General features: G+C 51.0%; 24 protein-coding genes and 3 tRNA genes. 12 read left to right on the top strand and 15 right to left on the bottom strand.

What is annotated here, in order from left to right; all coding sequences use genetic code 11:
- The first annotated feature begins 4 nt into the window (after positions 1-4).
- Together TSP01S_RS08715 and TSP01S_RS08710 are read left to right on the top strand one after the other, a co-directional pair.
- The gene (locus TSP01S_RS08715) at positions 5-475 is read left to right on the top strand and encodes a hypothetical protein (RefSeq protein ID WP_052463575.1); all 471 of its coding nucleotides are present in this window, start codon (positions 5-7) and stop codon (positions 473-475) included.
- Entirely contained in the window at positions 472-1,326 is an 855-nt protein-coding gene (locus TSP01S_RS08710) for a metallophosphoesterase family protein (RefSeq protein ID WP_052463574.1), read from the top strand. The genes TSP01S_RS08715 and TSP01S_RS08710 overlap by 4 nt, the downstream gene beginning before the upstream one ends.
- On the opposite strand, the gene TSP01S_RS08705 is transcribed toward TSP01S_RS08710, so the two are convergent.
- Positions 1,298-1,942, bottom strand: coding sequence for a class II aldolase/adducin family protein (locus tag TSP01S_RS08705; protein ID WP_041077799.1), 645 nt, complete (start codon positions 1,940-1,942; stop codon positions 1,298-1,300). The two genes, TSP01S_RS08710 and TSP01S_RS08705, sit on opposite strands and share 29 nt — an antisense overlap.
- Complete coding sequence (locus TSP01S_RS10115; RefSeq protein ID WP_144380656.1) at positions 1,911-2,816, bottom strand: GGDEF domain-containing protein; 906 nt, start codon at positions 2,814-2,816, stop codon at positions 1,911-1,913. Before TSP01S_RS10115 ends, TSP01S_RS08705 begins: the two co-directional genes overlap by 32 nt.
- 86 nt (positions 2,817-2,902) lie before the next feature.
- Here TSP01S_RS10115 and TSP01S_RS08695 point away from each other — a divergent pair, with 86 nt between their 5' ends.
- The 7 genes from TSP01S_RS08695 (at position 2,903) to TSP01S_RS08665 (ending at position 9,298) form a co-directional block, all read left to right on the top strand.
- Positions 2,903-4,045 (top strand): ABC transporter substrate-binding protein, encoded by a 1,143-nt coding sequence (locus tag TSP01S_RS08695; RefSeq protein WP_171816820.1) that lies wholly within the window; start codon positions 2,903-2,905, stop codon positions 4,043-4,045.
- Positions 4,046-4,109: 64 nt separating this feature from the next.
- Positions 4,110-4,970 (top strand): branched-chain amino acid ABC transporter permease, encoded by an 861-nt coding sequence (locus tag TSP01S_RS08690; protein WP_041077796.1) that lies wholly within the window; start codon positions 4,110-4,112, stop codon positions 4,968-4,970.
- Positions 4,967-5,875, top strand: coding sequence for a branched-chain amino acid ABC transporter permease (locus TSP01S_RS08685; protein ID WP_052463572.1), 909 nt, complete (start codon positions 4,967-4,969; stop codon positions 5,873-5,875). Before TSP01S_RS08690 ends, TSP01S_RS08685 begins: the two co-directional genes overlap by 4 nt.
- On the top strand, positions 5,820-6,569 hold the full coding sequence (locus tag TSP01S_RS08680) for an ABC transporter ATP-binding protein (RefSeq protein WP_041077794.1): 750 nt from the start codon (positions 5,820-5,822) through the stop codon (positions 6,567-6,569). Before TSP01S_RS08685 ends, TSP01S_RS08680 begins: the two co-directional genes overlap by 56 nt.
- Positions 6,553-7,263 carry an ABC transporter ATP-binding protein gene (locus tag TSP01S_RS08675; protein WP_082021689.1) on the top strand — a complete coding sequence of 237 codons (711 nt, stop codon included), beginning with the start codon at positions 6,553-6,555 and terminating at the stop codon, positions 7,261-7,263. Before TSP01S_RS08680 ends, TSP01S_RS08675 begins: the two co-directional genes overlap by 17 nt.
- Before the next feature lie 14 nt (positions 7,264-7,277).
- Complete coding sequence (aglA, locus tag TSP01S_RS08670; RefSeq protein WP_041077790.1) at positions 7,278-8,729, top strand: alpha-glucosidase AglA; 1,452 nt, start codon at positions 7,278-7,280, stop codon at positions 8,727-8,729.
- 38 nt (positions 8,730-8,767) lie between these two features.
- A complete protein-coding gene (locus TSP01S_RS08665) occupies positions 8,768-9,298 on the top strand; it encodes a hypothetical protein (protein WP_041077788.1) in 531 nt (176 codons plus the stop codon).
- Between the two features lie 58 nt (positions 9,299-9,356).
- Here the strand turns inward: TSP01S_RS08665 and TSP01S_RS08660 are convergent, their stop codons facing one another.
- Together TSP01S_RS08660 and mgtE are read right to left on the bottom strand one after the other, a co-directional pair.
- On the bottom strand, positions 9,357-9,557 hold the full coding sequence (locus TSP01S_RS08660; protein WP_041077786.1) for a cold-shock protein: 201 nt from the start codon (positions 9,555-9,557) through the stop codon (positions 9,357-9,359).
- A 76-nt stretch (positions 9,558-9,633) separates the two neighbouring features.
- Positions 9,634-10,977, bottom strand: a complete 1,344-nt coding sequence (mgtE, locus tag TSP01S_RS08655; protein WP_041077784.1) for a magnesium transporter — start codon at positions 10,975-10,977, stop codon at positions 9,634-9,636.
- 376 nt (positions 10,978-11,353) lie between these two features.
- Between mgtE and TSP01S_RS08650 the strand changes: the two genes are divergently transcribed.
- The 3 genes from TSP01S_RS08650 (at position 11,354) to TSP01S_RS08645 (ending at position 14,764) form a co-directional block, all read left to right on the top strand.
- Positions 11,354-12,109 carry an FMN-binding protein gene (locus tag TSP01S_RS08650; RefSeq protein ID WP_041077782.1) on the top strand — a complete coding sequence of 252 codons (756 nt, stop codon included), beginning with the start codon at positions 11,354-11,356 and terminating at the stop codon, positions 12,107-12,109.
- 73 nt (positions 12,110-12,182) lie between these two features.
- Positions 12,183-12,383, top strand: a complete 201-nt coding sequence (locus TSP01S_RS10445) for an FmdB family zinc ribbon protein (RefSeq protein WP_082021688.1) — start codon at positions 12,183-12,185, stop codon at positions 12,381-12,383.
- Between the two features lie 14 nt (positions 12,384-12,397).
- A complete protein-coding gene (locus TSP01S_RS08645; protein WP_041077779.1) occupies positions 12,398-14,764 on the top strand; it encodes an ATP-binding protein in 2,367 nt (788 codons plus the stop codon).
- Here TSP01S_RS08645 and tsaB read toward each other — a convergent pair.
- From tsaB to TSP01S_RS08590, 11 genes are all read right to left on the bottom strand, one after another.
- Positions 14,761-15,423, bottom strand: coding sequence for a tRNA (adenosine(37)-N6)-threonylcarbamoyltransferase complex dimerization subunit type 1 TsaB (gene tsaB, locus TSP01S_RS08640; RefSeq protein ID WP_041077777.1), 663 nt, complete (start codon positions 15,421-15,423; stop codon positions 14,761-14,763). The two genes, TSP01S_RS08645 and tsaB, sit on opposite strands and share 4 nt — an antisense overlap.
- Positions 15,420-17,138 carry a CehA/McbA family metallohydrolase gene (locus tag TSP01S_RS08635; protein WP_052463571.1) on the bottom strand — a complete coding sequence of 573 codons (1,719 nt, stop codon included), beginning with the start codon at positions 17,136-17,138 and terminating at the stop codon, positions 15,420-15,422. Before TSP01S_RS08635 ends, tsaB begins: the two co-directional genes overlap by 4 nt.
- Before the next feature lie 12 nt (positions 17,139-17,150).
- Positions 17,151-19,937 (bottom strand): excinuclease ABC subunit UvrA, encoded by a 2,787-nt coding sequence (gene uvrA, locus TSP01S_RS08630; protein ID WP_041077775.1) that lies wholly within the window; start codon positions 19,935-19,937, stop codon positions 17,151-17,153.
- A gap of 132 nt (positions 19,938-20,069) precedes the next feature.
- Positions 20,070-20,144, bottom strand: a tRNA-Gly gene (locus tag TSP01S_RS08625).
- A 4-nt stretch (positions 20,145-20,148) separates the two neighbouring features.
- Positions 20,149-20,236, bottom strand: a tRNA-Leu gene (locus tag TSP01S_RS08620).
- A gap of 2 nt (positions 20,237-20,238) precedes the next feature.
- A tRNA-Lys gene (locus tag TSP01S_RS08615) sits at positions 20,239-20,314 on the bottom strand.
- Between the two features lie 67 nt (positions 20,315-20,381).
- Entirely contained in the window at positions 20,382-20,825 is a 444-nt protein-coding gene (locus TSP01S_RS08610) for a flavodoxin family protein (RefSeq protein WP_041077774.1), read from the bottom strand.
- 99 nt (positions 20,826-20,924) lie between these two features.
- Entirely contained in the window at positions 20,925-22,430 is a 1,506-nt protein-coding gene (locus TSP01S_RS08605; RefSeq protein ID WP_041077772.1) for a YifB family Mg chelatase-like AAA ATPase, read from the bottom strand.
- A gap of 12 nt (positions 22,431-22,442) precedes the next feature.
- Positions 22,443-22,820, bottom strand: a complete 378-nt coding sequence (locus TSP01S_RS08600) for a divergent PAP2 family protein (protein ID WP_144380655.1) — start codon at positions 22,818-22,820, stop codon at positions 22,443-22,445.
- The gene (gene ychF, locus TSP01S_RS08595) at positions 22,795-23,880 is read right to left on the bottom strand and encodes a redox-regulated ATPase YchF (protein WP_041077771.1); all 1,086 of its coding nucleotides are present in this window, start codon (positions 23,878-23,880) and stop codon (positions 22,795-22,797) included. The genes TSP01S_RS08600 and ychF overlap by 26 nt, the downstream gene beginning before the upstream one ends.
- Entirely contained in the window at positions 23,877-24,170 is a 294-nt protein-coding gene (locus TSP01S_RS08590) for a DUF1844 domain-containing protein (protein WP_231848558.1), read from the bottom strand. Before TSP01S_RS08590 ends, ychF begins: the two co-directional genes overlap by 4 nt.
- Position 24,171 lies beyond the last annotated feature (1 nt).

Below are 24,171 nucleotides of genomic sequence, written 5' to 3'. Positions count from 1 at the left end.
GGGAATGTCGAAGCTGGACAGAGTGGCTCTTCTGTTTGGTATCATCTTGACACTGATCGGGATCGTCCTGCTAATGAACGTTGCTGCGGCTCATTTCTGGCCGCTGTTTCTCTTATCGCTCGGTTTTCTCTTCGAGTTCGGTGTGTTGGGTAAAGGTGCTGGACAGCTCGTTCCAGCGGGCATCTTGATCGTGATAGGAACGGTGCTTTTAGTCTGCTCCATCTTTGGTTACGATAAAATGGCTTATCTTTGGCCGTCGTTCATCCTTGCCCCAGGTTTTGGTCTTCTTCAAGTTTACTTTGTGAACAAGTCCAGAAACGCGTTAAAGGCATCGATGGTTTTGATCACACTGTCTGTGATCTTTTTCGTTGCCGCATTCTTTCGCATCGGCTGGGCGAGGGTGACTTTTGGATTTTTACTGATAGTGCTCGGCGTGGCCATTCTGATCAGGAGCACAGGGAGGAAGTCTGAATGAAGCGTTCTGCACTTGTACTGATCCTTCTAATTTCTGGAGTTTGTCTCTTTTCACAGATAGCAACCAAGATTCTGTTCGAGGACGGCTGGAAAATCTTTGGGGAAGAGAACTTCGTCGAAAAACCTTCTCTCCCGCTCACGATGATCGTGTACGGCGATTCTCGTTGGGGCAACCAAACCCACAGGAAACTCGTTGAACTCATGGATGAGTACAGACCCGCCATCGTGGTTCATCTGGGCGACATGGTGAACAGTGGGGACAATGAAAAAGAGTGGGAGATCTTTTTCGAAATCACGGCGCCTCTGAGAAGTTACGCCTTCTTTCAGCCCGTAAAGGGGAACCACGAGAAACCCGATGTTTACTACAGACGGCACTTCGGACTTTACAACTACTGGGCTAAGGTGGAAGATTACGTTTTCATCTTCCTCGATCCAGACACAGGAGTTAAGAGGTGTGAGAATTTCATCAGGTCGATAGATCTGTCCGGGAAAATTCCGATCGTTTTTTTGCACTATCCCATCTTCAGCGGTGGCCCCCACGGAAGGACGCAGACTGTGAAGAACTTGCAGGTTCTGCACGATGTTTTTCGAGAGTTGAACGTGCCTATAGTTTTCAGCTCGCACGATCACAATTATCAAAGAATTGTGAAGGATGGAATAACGTACATCGTCACCGGTGGAGGGGGTGCCCCGCTGTACAGATTAGATCCGATCGAGGGACTTCTGGTCGGAGCGGTGGTCCATCACTTCGTGAAGGTGAACCTCCACAGGGATAGGATCGAGTGCGAAGCCATCTCTGTGAATGGTGAGATCATCGATTCTTTCACTGTCTCTGTCCGTAGTTCTTCCTGAGAAACTCCATCGCTTCGAGTGCGCTTCGCTCGTCTATCGTATAGATCGTCCTGCCGGTTGATAGTGCGAGTACATAAATCTTGGCCGTTCTCTCTATGGTTTCGCACATATCGAAAGCTTTTTTCAAGCTTTCCGCCCCGCACACCAGACCGTGGTTCGCCATTATGACAACTTTACTCTTTTTCATCGCTTCAACGACGTTCCTTGCGAGTTGCTCCGTGCCGGAGTTTGCGTACTCGCTCACGGGAACATGTGTGGTGTACAGCAGCATCGTTTCGTTCAGAGCGGGCAGGGGAAGCCTCAGAATCGAAAGAACGCCACAGTAAATTGGATGGGCATGTACAACGGCGTGAACGTCGGAGAAGTTTCTGTAGATCTCCATGTGGAGTTTGAACTCGATGGACGGTTTCCTTTTCCCTTCGACCACCCGACCTTCCATGTCGAGGATGGGTATATCTTCAGGTTCAAGTTCGTGGTACGGCATCCCGCTGGGCGTGATCGCGAAAAGTTTCTCGTCAACCCTGACGCTCAAGTTACCCGCCGTACCACTCACCATGTTGGACTCGAGCATCTTTCTCCCGTACTCAACCAGCAGCTTCTTCGCTTCTTCGTACACGCGTTTCACCTCGCTTCGCCATCTTTGTTCGATACATCGCTCTATCCGATACTTCTATCAGATCCTGAAGGTTCTGACCGTCCGTTGGATAAACCGCTGTTCCGGCGCTCAAACTCAGTTCGATCCTGATTCCATCGATGCTGAACGGTTGACAGAACTTTTCATGGATCCTCATCAGAACTTCTTTCGCCGTCTCCGCATCGGCGTGTGGAAGCAGCACCACGAATTCGTCTCCTCCAATTCTACCCAGCAGGTCTTCAGATCTTATAGAAGTTTTGATCCTCCTGACGGCGGCCTGCAACAACTTATCGCCGAAAGGATGTCCGTAAAGATCGTTGACCCTTTTGAAATTGTCGAGGTCCAGATAGATGAGGCAAGCTGTTTTGCCAACCTTCAGCGAGCGCAATTTTTTGTTGGCGAGTCGAACGAACGCCTGACGGTTGAGGGCTCCCGTCAAATAATCCGTGTATATCAACCTGTGAAGTTCCTCGGCGATGAAATCTCTGAAAAACCACAGAAGGCTCAAAGCCATGATGGCACAGCCTGAAAGGTTCGAAAGGGTACTGATCAGGTCAAAGTGTGGGACTATCAAATGACTGTTCAGAAAGTTCAGCAGACCCGAAAACGTGATCAGGGAAATTCCCATCTTCATCGGTACGTGCCGATAAGAATAGATCACGTAGCTTATCAGGAGTCTGAAAGCGAAGTCCAGAAGACTGAGAGAGAACAAAAGCAAATTCACCTCAGCGCGTTCTGGGAAAGTGAGAGCCGAAAGAATCGATACAAAGATGAAGACCAGCACCGTTCTCAAAAAGCCTGAATGGCTCGTCTTCCCGATCGTTCCACCCCCGCGATTCCAGATCGATTCTAACACTCATCAACATTCGTGTGATGCACTTTGTTTTTATCTCGATATATCCTATAATATAACCAGTTAGCCCTGCAGAGGAGGGATTGCTGGTGGCAAGAAGAGCTGTAGCAGTTTTACTCACTGTGTTGTCGTTACTGAGTTTCGCTGCTATCAAGATCGGTTTCTTCGCTCCGCTCACCGGTCCGGCAGCAGCAGACGGTGCAAGCGCGCTGCATGGGGCACAGCTCGCTGTGGAGTACATCAACTCACGCGGAGGAGTACTGGGTCAACCAGTGGAGCTGGTGTGGTACGATGACAACTTCAAAGCCGATCAGGCAGTCAACATCGCCTACAAGCTCGTTCAGCAGGACAAAGTTGCGGTGGTTGTGAGCGGTTCTTACAGCGGTATGACCAGGGCAGCGGCGGGAATTTACCAGCAACTCAAGGTGCCCATGATCTCTGCTTACGCTGTGCACCCCGAGATCGTTGCGACGGGTGAGTACATCTTCAGGGTCGGAACACTCGCCACCGTTCAGGGAAGAGCGGGGGCACATTTGGCCGTTGAAAAGCTCGGGGCAAAGAAAATCGCGATACTCACAGTGGACAACGACTTCGGAGTTTCACTCACCGCCGGCTTCAAGGAAGAAGCGATCAAGCTGGGTGCAGAAATAGTCTTTGAGCAGAAATACCCGCTCGGTGAAACGGACTTCAGACCTCTTCTGACACGCATCAAAGCTGTGAAGCCTGACGCCATTTACGCGACTGGTTATTTCTCCGAAGCTGCAAGGTTGGTTACACAGGCGAGACAGATGGGCATCTTCGTTCCTATCATCGGTCAGGAAGGTTACGATTCACCTCAGTTCGCGAAACTCGCCGAAGCGGGTGCCGCAAACGGAGTGGTCATAACGACTGACCTGAACAGGGACAGCGAAAAACCGATTGTGAAATGGTTCATTGAGGAATACGCGAAGAGGTACAACCTCGATGCGGACATGGTTGGAGCTTCCGCGTTCGACGCCGTGATGGTTGCGGCCAAGGCCATCCAGATCGCCGGCACTTACGATCCAGCGAAGATAAGGGATGCCCTCGCGAGCATTAAAGCGGGAGATGTGGAGCTCGAAGATTTCGTGACGGGTTTCAGGGGATTCACAGAAAAGAGAGAATCGCTCAGGACAATAACGTGTCAGATCTATCTTGGAAACAGGTTCCACTGGTTCTGGGAGATCAAAGATCCCGCGATTGTAACTCCGTGACGAGTCGTTGGGGGCTCTGCCCCCATTCTCTTTCTACACCGTCCAAGAAAGCGGGGAATGGAGAGTGCTGCAAAACATCGTGAACGCTTTGGTGCTCGGCAGCAGTTATGTGATGATCGCCGTCGGATTGACACTCGTGTATGGGATTTTGAAGATACTCCACATAGCCCATGCGGGAATCTATGCGTTCGGAGCTCTCTTCGCGGTTTATCTCTACGAACTTGGTTTTCCCTTCGTGGTGGCGATCGTCCTTTCCCTCGTTGCTTCTTCTTTTCTTGGTGTGTTCATCTACAGGGGTTTTTACAAACATGTACTGGACAGGGGTCGAATCGTACCACTCGTGATGAGCGTAGGTCTGTTCGCCGCGATGGAAGATCTGTACAGGCTCGCATGGGGGCCTTACAAGCGTCCGTTCGATGTTTATCTGAGCCTGCCGGACATCATGACACCGAACCTGTATCTCAGTTCGAGAGGAGTTCTAATGTTGATAGTCACGGTTATCGTTGTATTCGTATTGTATCTTCTACTCATGAAGACAAAACTTGGAAAATCACTGAGGGCGTGTTCGAACGATCTTCATCTCGCTGGTGCTTTCGGTGTGAACACGGACAGGACGATCGCCTACGGTTTTTTGATCGGTTCCTGTCTGGCTGCGCTCGGGGGGATCCTCGTTGGCCTCTACGACAACACGGTCTATCCCACGATGGGCAGCGTACCTTCTTACAAAGCGTTCGTGGTTGTGGTGCTCGGAGGTTTTGGGAGTATCAGGGGTGCCGTCATCGCGAGCTACATACTGGCTCTCGTGGAGACGTTCGTGGTGTACAAACTCGGTTATCTTTTACCCAGGGATGCCATCGCGTTCCTCACCATGATCGTGCTTTTGATGTTCAAACCTGAAGGCTTGTTTGGGAAGGTGCAGAGATGAGCTTAGACTACTTTCTGACCGTATCCGTTTTCACAATGATAAACATGATACTCGCACTCAGTTTGAACGTACTGATAGGTTACGCAGGCCAGGTTTCACTCGGGCACGCGGCGTTTTTCGGTATAGGTGCCTACGCATCGGCGATCCTCACGGTGAAATTCGGTATGAACTACTGGTTGGCACTTTTACTCTCTGTCCTCATAAGTGGCCTCGTTGGATTGCTTTTGGGCCTACCTGCGTTGAGGGTGAAGGAAGATTTCCTGGTCTTGGCGACGATCGGTATCAACTTCGTGGTCGTGTCGATCTTCAACTACGTCAAGTTCTTCGGTGGACCGTACGGCATTCTCGGATTGCCAAGACCCAGCCTGTTCAACCATGCGTTCAGCACGCGAGAGTACGCGATCTACGTGCTCGTGTGGACCATCCTGGTCATACTCTTCGTGAGATACCTTTCCAAAACTTACGTGAAACTTGGGTTCGATTCGCTGAGAGAAGACGAGGACGCAGCGGAGTCGGTTGGAGTGAGTTCACCGAGGTACAAGATGTACGCCTTCACGATAGCAGGTCTCCTGGCCGGGCTTGCGGGTAATCTCTGGGCGCACTACATGACCGTCGTCTTTCCTGACAACTTCGCTTTTCCAGTGTCCATAGGCATACTGACCATGGTTGTCGTCGGTGGCGTTGGAACGCTCTTCGGACCACTGGTCGGAGCGGTTATCGTGACAACCTTGCCCGAAATATTGAGGTTCGCAAGGGATTACAGGATGCTGATCTACGGTTTGATCATAGTGTTCACGATGTTCTTCATGCCCAAGGGTATCGTTGGAAGCATAAAGGAGCGGATCTACGGTGCTGCTCTCAGTGAGAAACGTATCGAAAAGATTCGGCGGGTTGCAGGCAGTTAAGGACGTTTCCTTCAATGTCGAAGCGGGTGAGATCAGGGCCATCATAGGTCCAAACGGGGCGGGAAAGACAACCCTCTTCAACATGATAAACGGATTCTTGAAGCCAGATTCCGGCGTGGTGATTTTCGACGGCAAGAACATAGTCGGCCTGAGACCGAGCGAGATCGCAAGGATGGGACTCGCAAGAACGTTTCAGATCGTAAAGCCTTTCTCCAATCTGAGTGTTCTCGAAAATGTCCTGGCAGGTCTGGGTCTGGAATACTATCCCAGCTTAGCGGCCTTTCATCGTTCACCTTTTGACAGGGAGCATGTCAGAAAGGCTTGGGAAATTCTGGAAATGCTCGGCATAGAAAAATATGCCAGTGTGGCAGCGGGTACTTTACCGCTGGGACTGCAGAGAAAAGTGGAGATCGCAAGGGCTCTGGCTTTGAAACCGAAGTTACTCCTGTTGGATGAGGCGGTCTCTGGCTTGAACGATGCCGAGACGGAAGAGATGATAAGCGTGGTTAAGAAAATAAACCAGTTCGGCGTGACGATACTCTTCATAGAGCACGATATGAGATTCACCGTGAAGGTTGCGCACAGGATAACCGTTCTCGATTATGGTGTCAAGATCGCGGAAGGTGGCCCCGAGCAGGTCATGAAGGACCCGAAGGTCATCGAAGCGTACTTAGGGAGTGAGGAAGTTGCTTAGTGTGGAAAATCTCTGCGTTCGGTACGGTAAGATCACAGCCGTCAAGGATGTCAGTTTCTCTTTGAACGAGGGTGAATTGCTCGCGATCGTTGGGGCGAACGGGGCGGGAAAAACATCGGTGTTGAACGCGATCATGGGACTCGTGAAAGTTCATTCTGGAAGGGTGATTTTCAACGGGACGGATGTGACGAACTTGCAGTCGTGGGAACGCTTCAAGATGGGCATGTGCATAGTTCCTGAAGGTGCGCGACCGTTCGCGGACATGACCGTGCTTGAAAACCTTGAAATAAGCGCAATGAACCTGAACAGAGCTGAGGCGAAGAGAAAGATGGAGTGGGTGTTCGAGCTTTTCCCAAGGCTGGCGGAGAGGAAAAAACAGTTGGCGAAAACGCTGAGCGGTGGGGAGAAACAGATGCTGGCGATTGCCAGAGCCCTGGTCGGGCCAGTTAAACTTTTGATCATGGACGAGATTTCTCTCGGTTTGATGCCAAAATTGGTGACGGAGATGTTCAGGGTGATAGAAAGGTTGAAGCAAGAGAAGCTGACGATGCTGCTGGCAGAACAGAACACCAGGAAAGCGTTGCAGGTTGCGGACAAAGTGTGTGTCATGCAGAATGGTTCGATAGTTCTTCAGGGCAGAACCGAAGAGCTTCTGAACAGTGAAGAGATCAAGAAGGCATATCTTGGAATCTGAGGGAGGTGAGCTGCTTGGCACCCGTGAAGATCAGCATCATCGGAGCGGGAAGTGCCGTTTTTTCTATGAGGCTTGTCAACGATCTGTGCAAGACGAAAGGTCTTGCGGGAAGCTTAGTTTCGCTGATGGACATCGACGAACAGAGGTTGAACGGAGTGTACGATTTGGCAACGAGGTACGTGAAGGAGCTGGGAGCAGATTTGAAGTTTGAAAAAACGACCTCGCTGGAAACTTCGCTACACGAGGCAGATTTTGTCATCAACACGGCCCTCGTTGGGGGACACGCGTATCTTGACAAGGTCAGGGCGATTGGAGAGAAACACGGATACTATCGAGGCATCGATGCACAGGAACTGAACATGGTAACGGACTACTGCACGATAACGAACTTCAACCAGCTGAAATTCTTCGTTGACCTTGCAAGGCTCATGGAAAAGATATGCCCCAACGCGTGGCTGTTGCAAACGGCGAATCCCGTGTTCGAAGGCACGAACCTCATAAGCCGCTGCTCGAAAGTAAAAGTTGTGGGTTTCTGCCACGGGCATTACGGTGTGATGGAGATGGCGGAAGCCCTGGGACTGGATGAAAGCAAGCTCGATTGGCAGGTTGCGGGATTCAACCACGCGATCTGGTTGAACAGGTTCGTTTACGACGGCCAGGATGGCTACAGGTTGCTGGAAAACTGGATAGAGGAAGGCAATTTGGAAAGGTGGAAACCGAGAAACCCGTTCGATCTGCAGATGAGTCCGGGGGCAATAGACATGTACAGATTCTACGGTATGATGCCCATTGGGGATACTGTCAGGAACAGTACGTGGTATTACAACAAGGACTTCGAAACGAAGAAAAGATGGTACGGTGAGCCGTGGGGAGGACCTGACTCCGAGGAAGGATGGAAGTGGTACCAGCAACGTCTCAAGACGACCACGGACGCGATCGATTTTCTTTCGAAAAATAAGTCTCTGAAGCTGATGTCTTTGAACACTTATTTGAAATTCTTACCGAAGGGAACGGTTCCAGAGGAAATGAAAAAAGAGGTCGAAGTCTTCTCGTCTCCGGACAAGCTCAGTGGGGAGCAACACGTACCCTTCATCGACTCTGTAGTGAACAACAACCCTCGGAGGTTCGTGATAAACGTTCCCAACGAAGGTTACATAGACGGCATTCCAGACGGGATCTTTGTGGAAGTACCCGCGATCGTGGACAAAGATGGCTGGCACGTTGAAAAGATCGAACCGAAACTTAACGACAAGGTGTTGAAATTCTATCTGTGGCCGAGGATGATGAGAATGGAATGGGCACTTCACGCCATCATGAACGGCGACAAGTCAGCTTTGATAGAATTCTTGTTGAGGGATCCGAGGACAAAGAGTTTGGAGCAGGCACAGACTGTCATCGAGGAAATCTTGAACCTTCCAGAGAATCAACAAATGAAGGCTCACTACGAAAAAAGAATGAAGCTGTGATATACTTTCGGTAAGGTGTGAGAAAGGAGGAGTTCGGGATGAAGAAGTTCCTGGTTTTGGCGGCGCTGATAGTTTCCGTTCTCAGCTTGGCCGCGGTGAACCTTGACATCTTTGGGAATTACCATTTCACGCTGTCTGCGAGTCCAACGGCTGCAGCGAGCATCAGCTATTTGAGCTTCGGTCTGCAAGCAGCTTACGAAGTGACGGAAGGGGTTCAAATCGGTGGAGGCGTGGGCCTTGCGTACTTCTTGCCGGATGCGACTACGGCGAATCTGTTGTTGCAGGCTGCGACTCCCACTCAATGGGCACTGGACTTCGTCGTCAGCGCAAAGTATTACATACCCATCAACGACTTCTCTTCTGTGATGATCAAAGGTTACGGCGGTCTGTCCATCCCAGGTTTCAAAGAGTTCGACAAGCTCGGTTACATCGTGGGTGCTGGGGTCTTCTACGTCTTCGACATGGTTGACTTCAACGTCGGCCTCGGAGCAGGCATCGAGATGAGAACCTACAAATCCACTTCGATCACCTCGATACCGGTCGGTGTCATAGCGAGCATAAAGTTCTGAAAAATCGATATCGGAATTTAAAGCCCCGGCTATGCCGGGGCTTAATCATGGTCAGGAGTTACTTTATAACCTTCACGTGGGCTGCCTGTGGACCTTTGGGGCCTTCCTGGATTTCGAACTCAACTTCCTGACCTTCCTTGAGGGTTTTGAAGCCTTCCATTTCCACTGCAGACCAGTGGACGAAGACGTCTCCACCCTCCTTCTTGGTTATGAATCCGTACCCCTTTTTGGGGTCAAACCACTTGACAGTACCTCTCATGACGCAACTCCTCCTTACAAAGAACTCCCCTCTCGGGGCTTGACACAATTATACACCTTCCTGTGAGAAAGTAAAGTCACACTGAGAGCAGAAGGTTCACAATCCCAAAATATATCGCTATACCCATCAAGTCCACAATCGTTGTCAGTAGAGGTCCGGCCATTATCGCAGGATCTATTCTGAAGACCCTGGCGATGAACGGCAGCACGGCACCGATGATGTTGGAGACAACAACCACCACAAAAAGGGCAACCGACACGGCGAGCATGACCTGACTCACCCTCGTGACGAAGACAACACGGATCAAGACCGTCAGGGCGAGTACACCTGCGAGCATGGCTCCAATGAGAAACTCCCTCAGCAACACCCTCCACCAGTCTCTCTGTTCTATCTCTCCGAGCGCCATACCCCTTATCACGAGTGCGGATATCTGCGAGCCTATGTTGCCTCCGGTGTCCACCATCGCGGGCATGAAGGCCGCGATTATCGGTAAGGATGCGAGTAAGGATTCGAACCTGGCGATGATACCGCTGCTCAAAGTACCGAGCAACAACAGTACCACAAGCCACGGCAAACGGTTCGTGAAAAATTGCCAAGAAGAAGTATGAAAGTACGATTGCTCGGTGACAACCATGGAGCTCATCTTTTGAATGTCTTCGGTCGCTTCTTCGTCTATTACGTCCACCACGTCGTCTATGGTGATGATACCTATGAGCCTTTGCTCGCTGTCGACCACAGGGACAGCGACGAGATCGTACTTTCTCATGATCTGTGCTACTTCTTCTTGGTCCGTGGTTGCGTACACGTAGACTGGCTGTTCGTCCATAACCTGTTCAACGAGCCCGTCTGGATCAGCAAAGATCAGATCTTCCAAACTCACCACTCCGAGTAGTTTCCTCTGGTGGTCTATCACGGGCATCAAGTAGATGGTCTCTTTGTCTTTACCTTCCCTCCTGATCTTGTCAAGGGCCTCTCTGACTGTCATCTCTGGATGGAGTTCCACACACTTCGGAGTCGTTAAACGACCGGCCGAATTTTCAGGGTAATTGAGTAAAGAAAGGGTTTCTTTTCTTTCCTCGGGTGTCAGGTAGGAGAGCAACCTGTTCACAACGTTGGCTGGCATTTCCTCGAGCAACTCAGCACGATCGTCCGGGCTCATGGAAGAAATGATCTCTTTCAATTTTTCTTCTTTGAAGAGTTCGATGAGTGCCATCTGGTCATCGGGTTCGAGTTCGCTGAAGACTATCGCAGCCTGGTCTTTCGGAAGAAGACGAAAAACGACGATTTTTTCGTCGGGTGGTAATTCTTCGATCATTTCGAGTATGTCTGCGGGCTCCTGCTGAGAGAGAATCATCTTCAACGTGCGGAAATCTCCTCTTTCGATGAAACTCCTGATGTCCAGTTTCACCTTTACCTTCATCGGTTCACCTCCTGATGCAGTTTATGGCGGCAAACTCAGAGAAGTACTGGTACCTTCCAAGGCCTTTCACCTCCTGGTATAGGTGTTCTCCAAAGCTATTTTACGTTTCAGCCTTCATCGCGTTGCCATCGAAAATTGAAGATATGTGAATGAAAGTGTTAAAAATTCGATGATCGGGCTGGACAACGAGCAACCCTGTCGTGCCGAAAGCTGGAAGGAGCTGAAGTTTCAATGACGCTCGAAGAAGATAATGCCGTGGTGTGATCTTATTTTTCTACGTTGTTACTTTTCTGATTCATGCTTTGCAGCGGCAAGATATTATGGTAAAATTAAAAGCGGAAACAGGGTGTGAATCTGTTCGAAAGGAGTGAGTCCGTTGCGGAGGCTGATTTCATCTGCACTCATCACTGTGTTATCCCTCTCGCTGATCGTTTTCATGTATGGAAACAGTTCCACCAGAACTTACAGGGATGGAACGTTCGTGGCGGTTTCCCAGGCTGACAGGTACGGGTACGTCATGGTGACGGTGGTTCTGGAAAACGACAAGATCAAAGATGTCAGGATCAAAGAGTTCGATGGCTTTGGTGTCGAAAAACTCTACGAAGTCTACGGGCAGTACTTCCCAGTTCTGAAGGAAGCCCACGAAACTTTGGCAAAACGGATCGTTGAAGCGAACAGTTACCAGGTGGATGTGTTCACCGGTGCGACGGGCACTTCAAAGAAAGTGATGGAGGCGGTGAAGTTCGCTCTGGAGAAGGCTAAGGTTGAACCGAGCGAGACGAAGTATCTCAACGGCACCTTCATGGGTGTTTCTGACTTCACCGCCAGGGGTCATGCGGTGGCCTGGGTCACGATCGAGAATGATAAGATCGTCAAGGTCGAGCTCGAGGAAACCACGCCTTCCGTGAAGGACGGACAAGTGGTCACCGATGCTGCAGGGAGAACGGTGTGGGTATTCAAAGGCTCCGACTATCCGTGGCCCGAGTTCCATGAAGCCAAGAAGACCATAGCGAAAGCCGTCGTTGAGAAACAGACGTACCAGGTCGATGTGTACACCGGGGCGACTTCAAGTTCGAACAAGTTCATCCAGGCGATTCAAAGAGCACTGGAATGGGCCAGAGCGCGTCAATAAAAAAAGAGAAATTCTTGCTGGGGCGCCCGAAGGCGCCCTTTTCGTTTTATACTTCAGTTGGAGGTGCGAATGAATGCCGCTCTACAGATACGTTTGTCCGAACTGTGGAGAGGAACAGGTTTTGCTGATGAGAATGAACGATAAAGCCCCCCAGTGTCCAAAGTGCGGAGCTGGGATGCAAAAACAGATACCACGTGTGCAATTGAAAAACACTGGTAGTTCTTGCGGTAATGGTAGTTGTTCCAGTTGTTCTTCCTGCACTTCACGTTCCTGAGGGTGGGATAGCGTGTGGAAGTGAGCTATCGGGATTTGCTTTACAGAATTGACCACATGCCAAGGTTCAGAACAACTGAAGAGATAGAACCGGCACACGGCTTCATAGGACAGGACAGGGCCCGCAGGGCGATCGAACAAGCGCTTGAAATAAGAGAAAAGGGTTTCAACGTGTTCGTTGTGGGACTGCCAGGTACCGGCAGGAGAAGTTTCGTCAACTCGTATTTGAGACAGGTCGCTGCGAATTTGCCAACCCCGAAAGATTGGGTGTACGTTTACAACTTCTCGAACCCGGCGGAGCCTGAAGCGATCTCGCTCGAACCAGGCAGGGGGAAGATATTCAAACAGGACATGCAACAGCTCGCGGATGAGGTTATGGAAGCACTCGAAAAAATATTCGAGAGTGACGAATATGCGAGGAGGAAATCGGAACTGGAAGACGAATACTTGCAGAAAAAAACGCAGCTCTGGGAAGAGCTGAAGCAGAAAGCCGCAGAACTCGGCTTTGCCGTCCAGTTGACACCGACGGGAGTTGTGACGATACCTGTTCATGATGGAAAACCGATCACACCGGAGGCGTTCGAAACGCTGCCAGAGGAAGTGAGACAAACATTCAACGAGAACGGCAGAAAGTTGAAACTCATTGTGGAAGGAACGCTTTACAAATCACGGAGACTGGATAGAGAATACAGGGAAAAACTCATGGCCCTGGATAAAGATGCCGCTCTTTTCACCATCGGGACCATGTTCGAAGAACTGAAGAACCAGTACGAATCGAATCCACACATCGTACGTTACCTTTCGAACGTTCAGAACGATATACTCGAGAACCTCGCACAGCTCCGAAGCGGAGAAGATGAGGTGCGCAACGCTTTCAAGAAAAGGTACTCGGTGAACCTCATCGTCGACAACTCCGCCGTTGTTGGGGCGCCCGTTGTGTTCGAACGAAATCCGACTTACGCGAACCTGGCTGGTAAGGTCGAATACTACAGCAAAGGTGGGATGCTCTTTACAGACTTCACGATGATCAAAGCGGGAGCCTTTCACCGCGCCAACGGAGGATTCCTCATACTGGAGGCGGAGAACGTACTGAGATATCCGTACGCGTGGGAGTACGTGAAGAGGTGTTTGATGACCGAGCAGATAATCATTGAAAATCTGGAAACAGCGCTGGGCCTTTCGAGTATTGTCTCCCTCAAGCCGCAACCGATACCGCTCAACGTAAAAGTCTTTCTGATCAGTTCACCGAGACTCTATTATCTGCTTCAGCTGTACGACGAGGACGCCGAAAAGCTCTTTCGAATAAAGAGTGAGTTCGACTGGGAGATGGAACTGAACAGGGAGAGCATACAGAAATATCTCGGGTTCATTTCCTCAACCTGTTGCAGGCTCAACGTGCCACACCTCGAAAGACAAGCCGTTGAAAAGATCATGTGGTATTCCTCACGGATCGCGGGTGATAGAGGAAAGCTTTCCATGAGGCTCGGTGAGATAAGCAGTCTCGTGAGGGAAGCGTGCAACATCGCGATGAAAAACGGATCGAACACGGTGAGGAAATGGGACGTGGACGAAGCGATAAAGCGACGAGAAGAGAGAGTGAATCTCCTCCAGACCAAGTACGATGAGCACATCAAATCGCGGGACCTGATGATAGAAACCAGAGGCAGTCGTGTGGGACAAATCAACGGTCTGACAGTGATAGATCTGAAGGATCATTCCTTCGGTGTGCCTGTCAAGATAACGGCGAAGGTTCACTTGGGAGAGGGTGGACTGATAGACATCCAGAGAGAGGTCGATCTGAGTGGCAACATACACAACAAGGCGGTACTGACGATCGAGGGTTTCTTCAGGGAAAGGTACTCGAGACACGTTCGGCTGGGTCTCACTGCGACGCTGAGCTTCGAACAGGTCTACAGCGTTGTCGAAGGTGACAGTGCTTCGGTGGCCGAGGTGCTCGCCCTGATCTCTGCCATCACCAATGTGCCGTTGAGGCAGGACATAGCCGTCACGGGTTCGATGAACCAGCACGGAGAAGTCCAGCCCGTGGGCGGTGTCACTGAAAAAGTTGAAGGCTTTTACAGGGCCTGCAAACTTCAGGGTCTCACCGGGACCCAGGGCGTGGTGATACCGAAGGCCAACTTGAAGAACCTCCTGCTGAAGGACGAAGTTCTGGAGAGTATCAAGAAAGGAGAGTTCCACATCTGGACCATAGAACACATAGACGAAGCCATCGAGCTACTCACTGGTAAGAAAGCTGGCCGAGTGACAAAAGATGGAAACTTCGAGAAAGGGTCGGTCAACTACCTGGTGGTCCAGGCGCTCAAAAAAGCTGGAAAGATCGAGAAAAGAAAGGGAGCTAAGAAGCGAAAGAAGAATCCCTAAACCCCCAGACGCTTTTCAAGGTTCATCTCGGCGATAGATTTTTGCAGGTACAGAGGTTCAACCCGGTGTGGTTCGACTACCACGCCACGCTTTTGGTTTTCCATCGCTTCTCGGATCAACAGTTCTCCCCTCAACATTTCCAGCTCGTCCGGACTGATCCGTCCGTAGCGCTGAAAGAACTGCTTGGCATCGCCAGCGAATATGGGATTCCTCAGTCCCTGGGCAAGCTCGAACGCTTCCTGAAAGCTGAGCACCTTGGGGGATAGGACCTCTTCGGACTTCTGATAGCACGAGAAATAGACGAAATGCTCGCGCGCGTGTTTGACCACCACGACGTGCCCTTCATGAAAAAGAAAGTTCATGGCCATGACTTTCGATGAAACAACGGGGATGACGGGCTTAGCGTGAGCGCACGCGATGGCCTGAACGGTGGCGATGCCTATCCTGAGTGCTGTCAGGCTTCCAGGTCCCACACCGCATGCGAGCGCGTCGAGTTCTTCGAAATGAATCCCGGCAAGCCTTGAAAAGTCTTCTACCAGTGGAGCCAATTTGACCAGGTGCCTCTGCTCACCGACGTAGGAGGCGGAGTAGGTGTTCCTCCCATCGGTGTAGGCCAAACAGATCTGTTCACTGGACGTATCGATCGCGAATATTTTCATCTCAGTAATTCCTCCAGCAGTTCGATCGCGTCTTGCAGACTGTTCACCTTCGCGAAGATGAAACCGTCTGAAACGTAATAGTTCATCTCTTTTCCGCGCACCTCCAAAAAGATACGATCCTCGGTTTGTGATAGGTTCAGATCTGGATCGATAGCTTTCACGAGTTTTACAAAGCTTTCGTCAACAACGGCCCCATCGTACGAGATCAACACCACTCTTCCACCTGCTTCGAGGTGCCGCAGGATGTTCTCGATTTCGAAATCGTTCAACTGTCTGGTCTCTGGAAAACTTTCCTTCTTCGGCAACGGCAGGACGATGAGACGATTCTTTGGGACCTTTTTGAAATAAGTTGTGTTTTTCTCCACCACGATTCCGAAACGTTTGCAAGCTTCGTTCAACCATCCTGTGAGTCTGGATTCGCCGTTCTCGTGGCTCACATCGAGGAGGATGGAATCTCTGAGTACTTCGGCACGCCCTTTCCAGCCGATCAATCCTGCCAGTTCAATGCGTATTTCTGCCGAACCTGGTGTCAGGTCGGTGTAAGATCTGTTCACAACAACTTTAGTTTTGGGCTGCAAAAAAACTCTCAGCTCTTCCGTTCGGTCAGCCACCACGATCTTTACCTCCACATTTGAAGCTGCATCCGAGAAGTTCACCAGGTCGAAAGAGAGATTCAACGTCCTTGGCGAAGAAGAAAATCGCACGTTCACAGGATATATCTTGGACGCCCTCACCCAGATCGGTGACGAGACGATCCTGTCACCGTCTTTCTGTACAGCGTAGAGAAAGTACCACTCGTTTGCATCGGGTGGAGTCACATCCACGATTGCCTCAAAGTGATTGCTGTTCACTGTCCACTCTGTGACTGTTCCGCTCTCTGAGATCAAATAGAGTCTTTCCAGTGGTTCATCGTCCTCGTAGCAGATTTCAAACGAAACAGCCTCGCTCGTCTCGACGATCGATCCCATGACCGATTGGCCACACGAGAACCAGAGTTTTGCGCTTTTATCTTCACTCGCATAAGTACGTCTTTCCATGAGCGCAGTCAGGATCGATTCCAGGCCCAGTTCATCTGCGAGGATCACCGTGCGGGCATCGTTCGCTGAACCCCAGCCACCTTTGTGGTTGTCCTGACCAGCGGTTGCACCGAGGTGCCAGCCTTTCTTCAACGCCAAGACGTAGTTGGAGAACATCTCGTCGCTGATGATCCTCCCACGCCAGCTACCGTTGCCAACCTCGATCAGGTTGATGAACTCGTCGGCCTTTGGATCGTATTCGAAATCGTAGAACGTGCCGAACGTCGCGATGGGATGGTTGAACTGTGCGAGCACCCTTTTTTTCACGATCCATTCGTACAGCTCCTTTAAACTTCTGGTTCTGTCGATCCATTCATCGGTGCAATACACGTTGATGTGACCGACTCCCCCGGTCCATTCGAAACCCCAGAGTGCAACGAAATCCTTGGTTGTTGCCCTCTTTGCGGCGGCTTTTGTCAACAGGAGTTTGTCCTGACCGTCGATCTTCTGACCGAAATACTCTGCATGGTCCGTTATTGCCTGCACGTGAACATATCTACGCGCGTGTTCGAAGGCTTCCTCGGGTGTTCCAACACCGTCCGAGTAAGCGGTGTGCGCGTGCAGGTTGGCAAAATAAAATTGGTAGCAAAAACTCGTGCTGAAAAGAAGAAGTACTAAGACGAGAAGGAATTTTCGCATCCTGTTCCCTCCTCACCTGTGTGCAAACTTAGGACTTTCGTTCAGCACTTCTCTCAAGAATCTCGCGGTGTGAGACTGTTCAACTTTCGCCACCTCTTCGGGTGTACCAGTCGCCACCACGTAACCTCCTTCATCTCCACCTTCGGGTCCGAGGTCGATGATGTAGTCTGCGTTCTTTATCACGTCCAGGTTGTGTTCGATGACTATGACGGTGTTTCCTTTATCGACGAGCCTGTGCAGCACACCGATGAGTTTCCTCACATCTTCAAAGTGTAAACCCACCGTGGGTTCATCGAGTATGTAGATAGTTTTTCCGGTGGCAACTTTCCGCAGTTCCGAGGCGAGCTTTATCCTCTGGGCTTCCCCACCCGAGAGCGTCGTGGCCGGTTGACCGAGTTTGATGTAACCGAGTCCAACCTCGTTGAGTAAACTCAGCGTTCTGTAAATCGTTGGAACGTTCTTGAAGAATTCCAGCGCTTCTTCGACGGACATTTCGAGTACTTCGTGAATGTTTTTTCCCCTGTATCTGACCTGTAGGGTCTCCTCGTTGTAGCGTCTCCCCTTGCACACGTCGCACTCGACGTAAACGTCCGGCAAAAACAGCATTTCTATTTTCACGAGTCCGTGCCCTTGGCAGGCCTCACAGCGGCCCCCTTTCAGGTTGAAACTGAACCTGCTCTTGGTGTAACCCTTTGCGCGTGCCTCTGGCGTCATCGCGAACAGCTCTCTGATATCGTCAAAAACCTTCGTGTAGGTGGCGGGGTTGCTCCGGGGCGTTCTTCCTATGGGCGATTGGTCTATGGCGATCACCTTGTCGACGTTCTCCAAGCCTTCTATCCTGTCATGCTCGCCAACGGGCATCTTCGTTCTGTAGATGGCGTTCATCAGCGCAGGATAGAGCGTGTCGATGATCAGGGAAGATTTCCCAGAACCAGATACGCCCGTGACGCATATAAAAGTGCCGAGTGGAAAACTGACGGTGATGTTCTTCAGGTTGTTGTGTCTGGCACCCACGATCGTCAGGAATTTACCGTTTCCTTTCCTGCGCACCTTCGGAAATTCTATCTTCCTTATGCCGGCCAGATACTCTCCCGTCAGAGATCCATCTGGATTTTCGATCAGACTCTGCACCGTGCCAGCGAACACGACCTTGCCACCACGCTCGCCACCGAAAGGTCCAAGATCGACTATGTAGTCCGCATTCCTTATGATCTCTTCGTCGTGTTCGACCACGATCACGGTGTTTCCCAGATCCTTCAATTTCTTGAGTGTGTTGATGAGTCTGATGTTGTCTCTCTGGTGCAACCCGATCGTTGGCTCGTCCAGAACGTACGTCACACCGGTCAGACCGGAACCTATCTGCGTGGCGAGCCTGATCCTCTGAGCTTCACCACCGGATAGAGTGTTCACGGGTCGTGAGAGGGTGAGATAACCCAGTCCCACGTCGAGCATGAACTGGAGTCTTTTCTTTATCTCGGTCAAAAGATCTCCAACGATCTTGCTTTCCCTCTCCGTAAGAGAGGCCTGGAGGTCTTCGAAAAATTTGTAAGCCTTCTCTATGGTGAGGTTCGTCACGTCGATGATGTTGAGGCCCCTTATGGTGACGGCGAGCGCCTCGGGTTTGAGTCTTTTACCGTTGCAAACGGGACAAACCTTCTGAACGATGAAATTCTTTTCGATCCACTCTTTTATGTCCTCCGACGCGGTCTGTTCGTAGCGTCGCTGCAGAAAATTGACCGCGCCTTCGAAGTCTCCATAACCGTAAAGGAGTGCTTCCTGAACGATCGCAGGCAATTCTTTGAATGGGACTTCGGTGGAGGCACCGAACATCTTCACGATCTTCCTGATGATGGGCATGTAGTACTCACTGTGACCGAAAGGAAGCAACGCACCTTCTTCTATGCTCAGATGCTCGTCGACAACGAGTGCAGGATCTATCTGGAGGTTGTACCCAAGGCCGTGGCAGTTTGGACACGCTCCGTAAGGATTGTTGAAAGAGAAGAGCTTGGGGTTTATCTCAGGAAGTCCGATGCCACAGACAGGACACATCATGTGCTCGCTGAAAAGCAAACTTTCATTGGTATCGACGTTTCTGATCTCGACAAAACCGTTGCTCTCTCTGAATGCGATTTCGATGTCGTCCGCGAGTCTGTGCTTTTCGGTTTCTGACAGCACCAGTCTGTCCACTACGAGTTTGATCGTGTGCCGTTTGTTCTTATCGAGCTCTCCGACCTCTTCAATTCTGAAGATCTGACCATCTATCTCAACGCGAACGAAACCTTTGGAAGCGAGATTCTGGAGTTCCTTTTTGAACGTTCCTTTCTTGTCTATCGCGATAGGTGAGAGAACGTAAATGCGTGAGGAGACGGGGAACCTGGAGAACACGTCCTTGACGATCTCGTCGATGCTCTTCTTTTCGACCGGCCTCCCGCAGGATGGACAGTGGGGCTCCCCAATCTTGGCGAACAACACTCTGAGATGGTCGTACACTTCCGTTGTGGTGCCAACGGTGGAACGCGGGTTGTGTGACGCACTCTTCTGGTCGATCGCTATGGCCGGCGAGAGACCCTCTATGCTGTCCACATCGGGTTTCTTCAGTTCTCCAAGGAATTGCCGAGCGTAAGCGGAGAGAGATTCTAAGTATCTGCGCTGACCTTCGGCGTATATGGTGTCCATGGCGAGAGACGACTTACCGGAGCCAGAAACACCTGTGATCACGGTGATGGTGTTCTTTGGGATCTCAACATCTATGTTCTTCAGATTGTGGACGCGCGCACCTTTTATTCTGATGACGTTCAAGACTCTCTACCCCCGTACGGGCGTCTGGTTTTGACTATCGATCCGTCCTGAAAATTTTAACGCAGGTTTGTCCGGGTCGGGATCGTTTCAGGCACAATGAAAGAAATCCCCCTGCAGTGCAGGGGGATTATTTGGAGCGGGCGACGGGTTTCGAACCCGCGACCTTCTGCTTGGCAAGCAGACGCTCTACCGCTGAGCTACGCCCGCAATCTGGTGCGAGAGGTGGGACTTGAACCCACACGGACTCATCGTCCACTGGATTCTAAGTCCAGCGCGTCTGCCAGTTCCGCCACTCTCGCCCTGGTGACCCGCCTGGGACTCGAACCCAGGACCCCCTGATTAAAAGTCAGGTGCTCTGCCTGCTGAGCTAGCGGGTCAACCAGTCGACAGTGCCATTAGAATATTACCACAGGCTCGCAGTCTTTTCAAGGGCCAAAATGGGTCTCAAAGTTTCTGCAACGTTTCAGCCAAACGCTTTATCGTTTCGTCCTCGTTGGTCTTGCGTGTGAATCCGTGAACCCCCAGAAGGTTGTATTTCCGCTTCAGTGATCTGTGCACGTCCTCCGGTGTGGTCACCTCAGACACGGTGACGAGTAAAATCTTGGATGGATCGAAGTGGTCCAGAAAGGACCTCGCAGCGGGCGTGATGAAACCGGCCCAGATGGGTGTGACCAAAACGATGCGTTCCGCATCGAGTTTACCCTCGAGCCTTATCCTGGTTCGTTTTCCCGTCAGAGCATAGAAACCTGCCTTGATGAATCCAAGAAAACCTGACCAGTTGACATCATCGACCAGCCTGATTGCCGGATAACCTGTCATTTCGGAGAGCTTTGTGGCGATGCGTTCGCAGTTGCCAGTACGTGTGAAATAGACGATCGCCCATTCCATACAAACACCGCCCGCAGGCTTCGGCCGCAGAACAATGTCGGCCAGCCGTGGTCGCTCTTATCCGTCAAACAATTGTACCAGAAATCGAATGAGTGAAACTCAGTCTATCTGGAGTTTGTACTGGATCGCCTCGGCAACGTGTCTGTAATTCAGGTTCTGTGATCCTTCGAGGTCCGCTATGGTTCGTGCGACTTTCAATATTTTGTCGATAGATCTTGCGGAGAGGTTGTACCTCGATACTGTGAGTTTCAAGAGTTCCTCGGTCTTCTCGTCGAGCTGGATGAACTTTTTCATCAGTTTCGAGTTCAGCTGAGAATTCGTTGAGATGTTGACTTCTCTGTATCTCTTCTTTTGGATCTCACGGGCTCTCATCACCCTTTCTCTTATCTTTTCACTCCTCTCTGACGAGTTCTTGGAGAAGTACTCTTCCGGTTCGAGCCTTGGAAGTTGAACCAATATGTCTATCCTGTCCAAGATGGGACCGGAGATCTTCTTGTTGTATTTGACGATGTCGTACGGTGAGCAATTGCACACCGCCTTCGGATCGCCATAATTTCCGCAGGGACAGGGGTTCATCGCCGCGATGAGCATGAACCGCGCAGGATACACGACCGTCGCTTTGGCTCTGGCCACGGTCACAAAACCTTCTTCCATGGGTTGTCTGAGCGCCTCTATCACGTCACGGCGGAACTCGGGAAATTCGTCCAGAAAAAGGACACCGTTGTGTGCCAAGCTTATCTCGCCAGGCCTCGCGTCGTTCCCACCACCTATTATGGCCACCGTCGAAGCTGTGTGGTGCGGCGCGCGGAAAGGTCGCGTGAGCTTTTTCATATCGGCCTGGCCGATCGCGCTGTAGATCGTGAGCACATCTATGGCTTCCTCATCGGAGAGCGGTGGCAAGATCGTGCTTATTCGTCTTGCGAGCATTGTCTTTCCCGCACCCGGACTGCCCTTCATGAGAACGTTGTGTGCACCTGCAGCTGCGATCTCGAGAGCTCGTTTAGCCATGGTTTGGCCCTTCACGTCGGCGAAGTCGAGTTCTTCGTCGTAAGAGAAAGGCGGAAGTCCTTCGAACTTCACAGGTTCGTACTTCACAAGACCGTTCGCGAACTCCACGACCTGCTTGATGTGTTCGAAGCAATACACGTTCAAGTTTTTCACCATCTTGGCCTCGGCTTCGTTTTCCTTCGGTACGACGATCGGCTTGGAAAAACCATCTTTCGAGAGCTGCACGAGGATGGTCAGCACACCCTTGACCCTTCTGATGTGCCCATCGAGTGAGAGCTCACCGACACAGAGAAAATCGAATTTGTTCAGATGACCGCACGCCTGCAGTACACCTAAGGCGATCGGAAGGTCGAGCAGGGAACCTTCTTTTTTCAGATCTGCGGGTGCAAGGTTCACCACGATCCTGCCATGGGGAAAATCGAAGCCAGAGTTCTTCAGTGCGCTCTTTATTCTTTTCTTGCTCTCTTTGACGGCTGTGTCACCCAGACCGACTATGTCCACATCGTGTATCACGCTTTTTCTGTCGATGTCGACTTCCACTTCGATTGGGAACACGTTCAATCCCACGAGCGTTGCAGAAAGGAGTTTTGCAGGCATGGGAGTCCTCCTTCACCAGAGTGGAATCCTCGCTGGGAGAAGATGTGAAACCACGAAACCAACCGCAATTCCGGCGAACGCCTCCAGCCACGTGTGTCCGAGATCTTCTCTCACGTATGGCCTCAAGTTAACCGCATCCGAGACCACCACCATCAACAGAGCGATGGCGATGGCCGTTATGGGGGAAGAGTACCCCAAACATCTACCGAGTGTGAACGCGAGGCCAGACATCGCTGCCGCATGCCCCGAAGGCATTCCACCGTACCTCTTGAAGGCCCTGAGATTCCGGTGAGTGACGATCTTTATCAGCTGAGCGACCAGGAACGAGAGCACCGTGGCAACAAGGGGTGTATTCTTGAAAAGATCAAGCATGGAAGAGAAAATGTACAACGTCTCCCTCCCTGATCACGTAGTCTTTCCCATGAGACTTCACAGCCCCCGCCTCGCGCGCTTCCTTGAAGGAGGAAAACTGCAAAATCTGCTCGAATGGAATCACTTCGGCCTTTATGAAACCCTTCTGTATGTCTGAGTGTATCAGGCCAGCAGCTTCGTACGCCGTGATTCCTTCGGGAACCAGCCAGCTCCTTGCTTCGTTCTTCGTGGCCGTTAGGAAACAGATCAACTTCAATGCGCGCTTTATGTGTTCGAGGAACCGCTTTTTGAGGTTCGTGTCGAACCCGTATGCGAGCAACAGTTCACGTGCTTCCTCTGGAGAAAGTTCTCTCGCTTCGGATTCTATCTGTGCGTTCACTGTGATGGATTCGGACGATCTCTCCCTCGCCATCTTTTCAACGATTTTGTCCAGTCCCTGACCTAATCCCCATTCGTCCACGTTTGCAACGTAGATAGCAGGTTTCTCCGAAAGTAGGAACAGCGAGTCGAGGATCGCTTGCTCCTGTTCGTTCCTCGACAAGATTCTTGCGGGCTTTCCAGATTCGAGGTGCGCCTTGAGACGCTCGAGGAAATGGAGCTCGAAACGAGCAGACTCTTCCCCCGTTCTTGCCTGCTTGGCGATCTTTTCGATCCTCTTGTTCACAGTCTCAAGATCTTTCAGTATAAGCTCGATCTCGACGATCTCTATGTCTCTGGCGGGATCCACGCTGCCCATGGGATGTGAGACGTCGTCTATCTTGAAACACCTTACCACGTGGAAAATCATATCCACCTTGCTTATGTGATCGAGAAACTGATTTCCAAGACCTTCTCCTCTACTCGCTCCTTTCACCAATCCTGCGATGTCGATGATGTGGAAGAAAGGATGGATCTGATCTTTGGAGCCTTCCATCTGTGCGAGTCTGGTCAAACGTTCGTCTTCGACGACCAAAATTCCTACGTTCGGTTCTATCGTGCAGAAAGGATACTTCTCCGCGGGAACGTTCTGGTTCGTGAGCGCGTTGAAGAGTGTAGACTTACCGCTGTTTGGAAGTCCCACGATGCCCGCTTTTTTCATGTTTTCGCCTCTTTCGTTTTGTTGTATTGATTGACGTAGTTAAGCTTCAGGTTCGCCACCACACCCTCAAGCTCTCTTTTCATGTCTTCGTCCAGCTCGTCCTCCATCACCCTGAGCACCGCATCGAGCACGTCGATGCCCAACCTCGCCTCTCTCAGGTCCTGTCTCAGTTCACCGTACTCATCCCTCGTGAGACCGAGCCTCGCCCAGCACCGTGCGGCGATCGTGTTGAAAAAAAGAATTATGAGCTCTTCCATCGAAAGCTTCATGGGCTTTTCTTCTTCCTGCACC

The sequence above is a fragment of the Thermotoga caldifontis AZM44c09 genome, from assembly GCF_000828655.1.
Classification (GTDB): Bacteria; Thermotogota; Thermotogae; order Thermotogales; family DSM-5069; genus Pseudothermotoga_A; species Pseudothermotoga_A caldifontis.
Note: the sequence above shows the minus strand (reverse complement) of the source record. Positions and strands in the feature narration are given on the sequence as shown.

Coding starts and splice junctions, on each gene's coding strand:
- TSP01S_RS08715 (WP_052463575.1), top strand. CDS start 5: ATGTCGAAGCTGGACAGAGTGGCTCTTCTGTTTGGTATCATCTTGACA.
- TSP01S_RS08710 (WP_052463574.1), top strand. CDS start 472: ATGAAGCGTTCTGCACTTGTACTGATCCTTCTAATTTCTGGAGTTTGT.
- ychF (WP_041077771.1), bottom strand. CDS start 23,880: ATGAAAAAAGCGGGCATCGTGGGACTTCCAAACAGCGGTAAGTCTACA.
- TSP01S_RS08685 (WP_052463572.1), top strand. CDS start 4,967: ATGAGCTTAGACTACTTTCTGACCGTATCCGTTTTCACAATGATAAAC.
- tsaB (WP_041077777.1), bottom strand. CDS start 15,423: ATGAAAATATTCGCGATCGATACGTCCAGTGAACAGATCTGTTTGGCC.
- TSP01S_RS08660 (WP_041077786.1), bottom strand. CDS start 9,557: ATGAGAGGTACTGTCAAGTGGTTTGACCCCAAAAAGGGGTACGGATTC.
- mgtE (WP_041077784.1), bottom strand. CDS start 10,977: ATGAAGGTAAAGGTGAAACTGGACATCAGGAGTTTCATCGAAAGAGGA.
- TSP01S_RS08665 (WP_041077788.1), top strand. CDS start 8,768: ATGAAGAAGTTCCTGGTTTTGGCGGCGCTGATAGTTTCCGTTCTCAGC.
- TSP01S_RS08635 (WP_052463571.1), bottom strand. CDS start 17,138: ATGCGAAAATTCCTTCTCGTCTTAGTACTTCTTCTTTTCAGCACGAGT.
- TSP01S_RS08605 (WP_041077772.1), bottom strand. CDS start 22,430: ATGCCTGCAAAACTCCTTTCTGCAACGCTCGTGGGATTGAACGTGTTC.
- TSP01S_RS08610 (WP_041077774.1), bottom strand. CDS start 20,825: ATGGAATGGGCGATCGTCTATTTCACACGTACTGGCAACTGCGAACGC.
- TSP01S_RS10445 (WP_082021688.1), top strand. CDS start 12,183: ATGCCGCTCTACAGATACGTTTGTCCGAACTGTGGAGAGGAACAGGTT.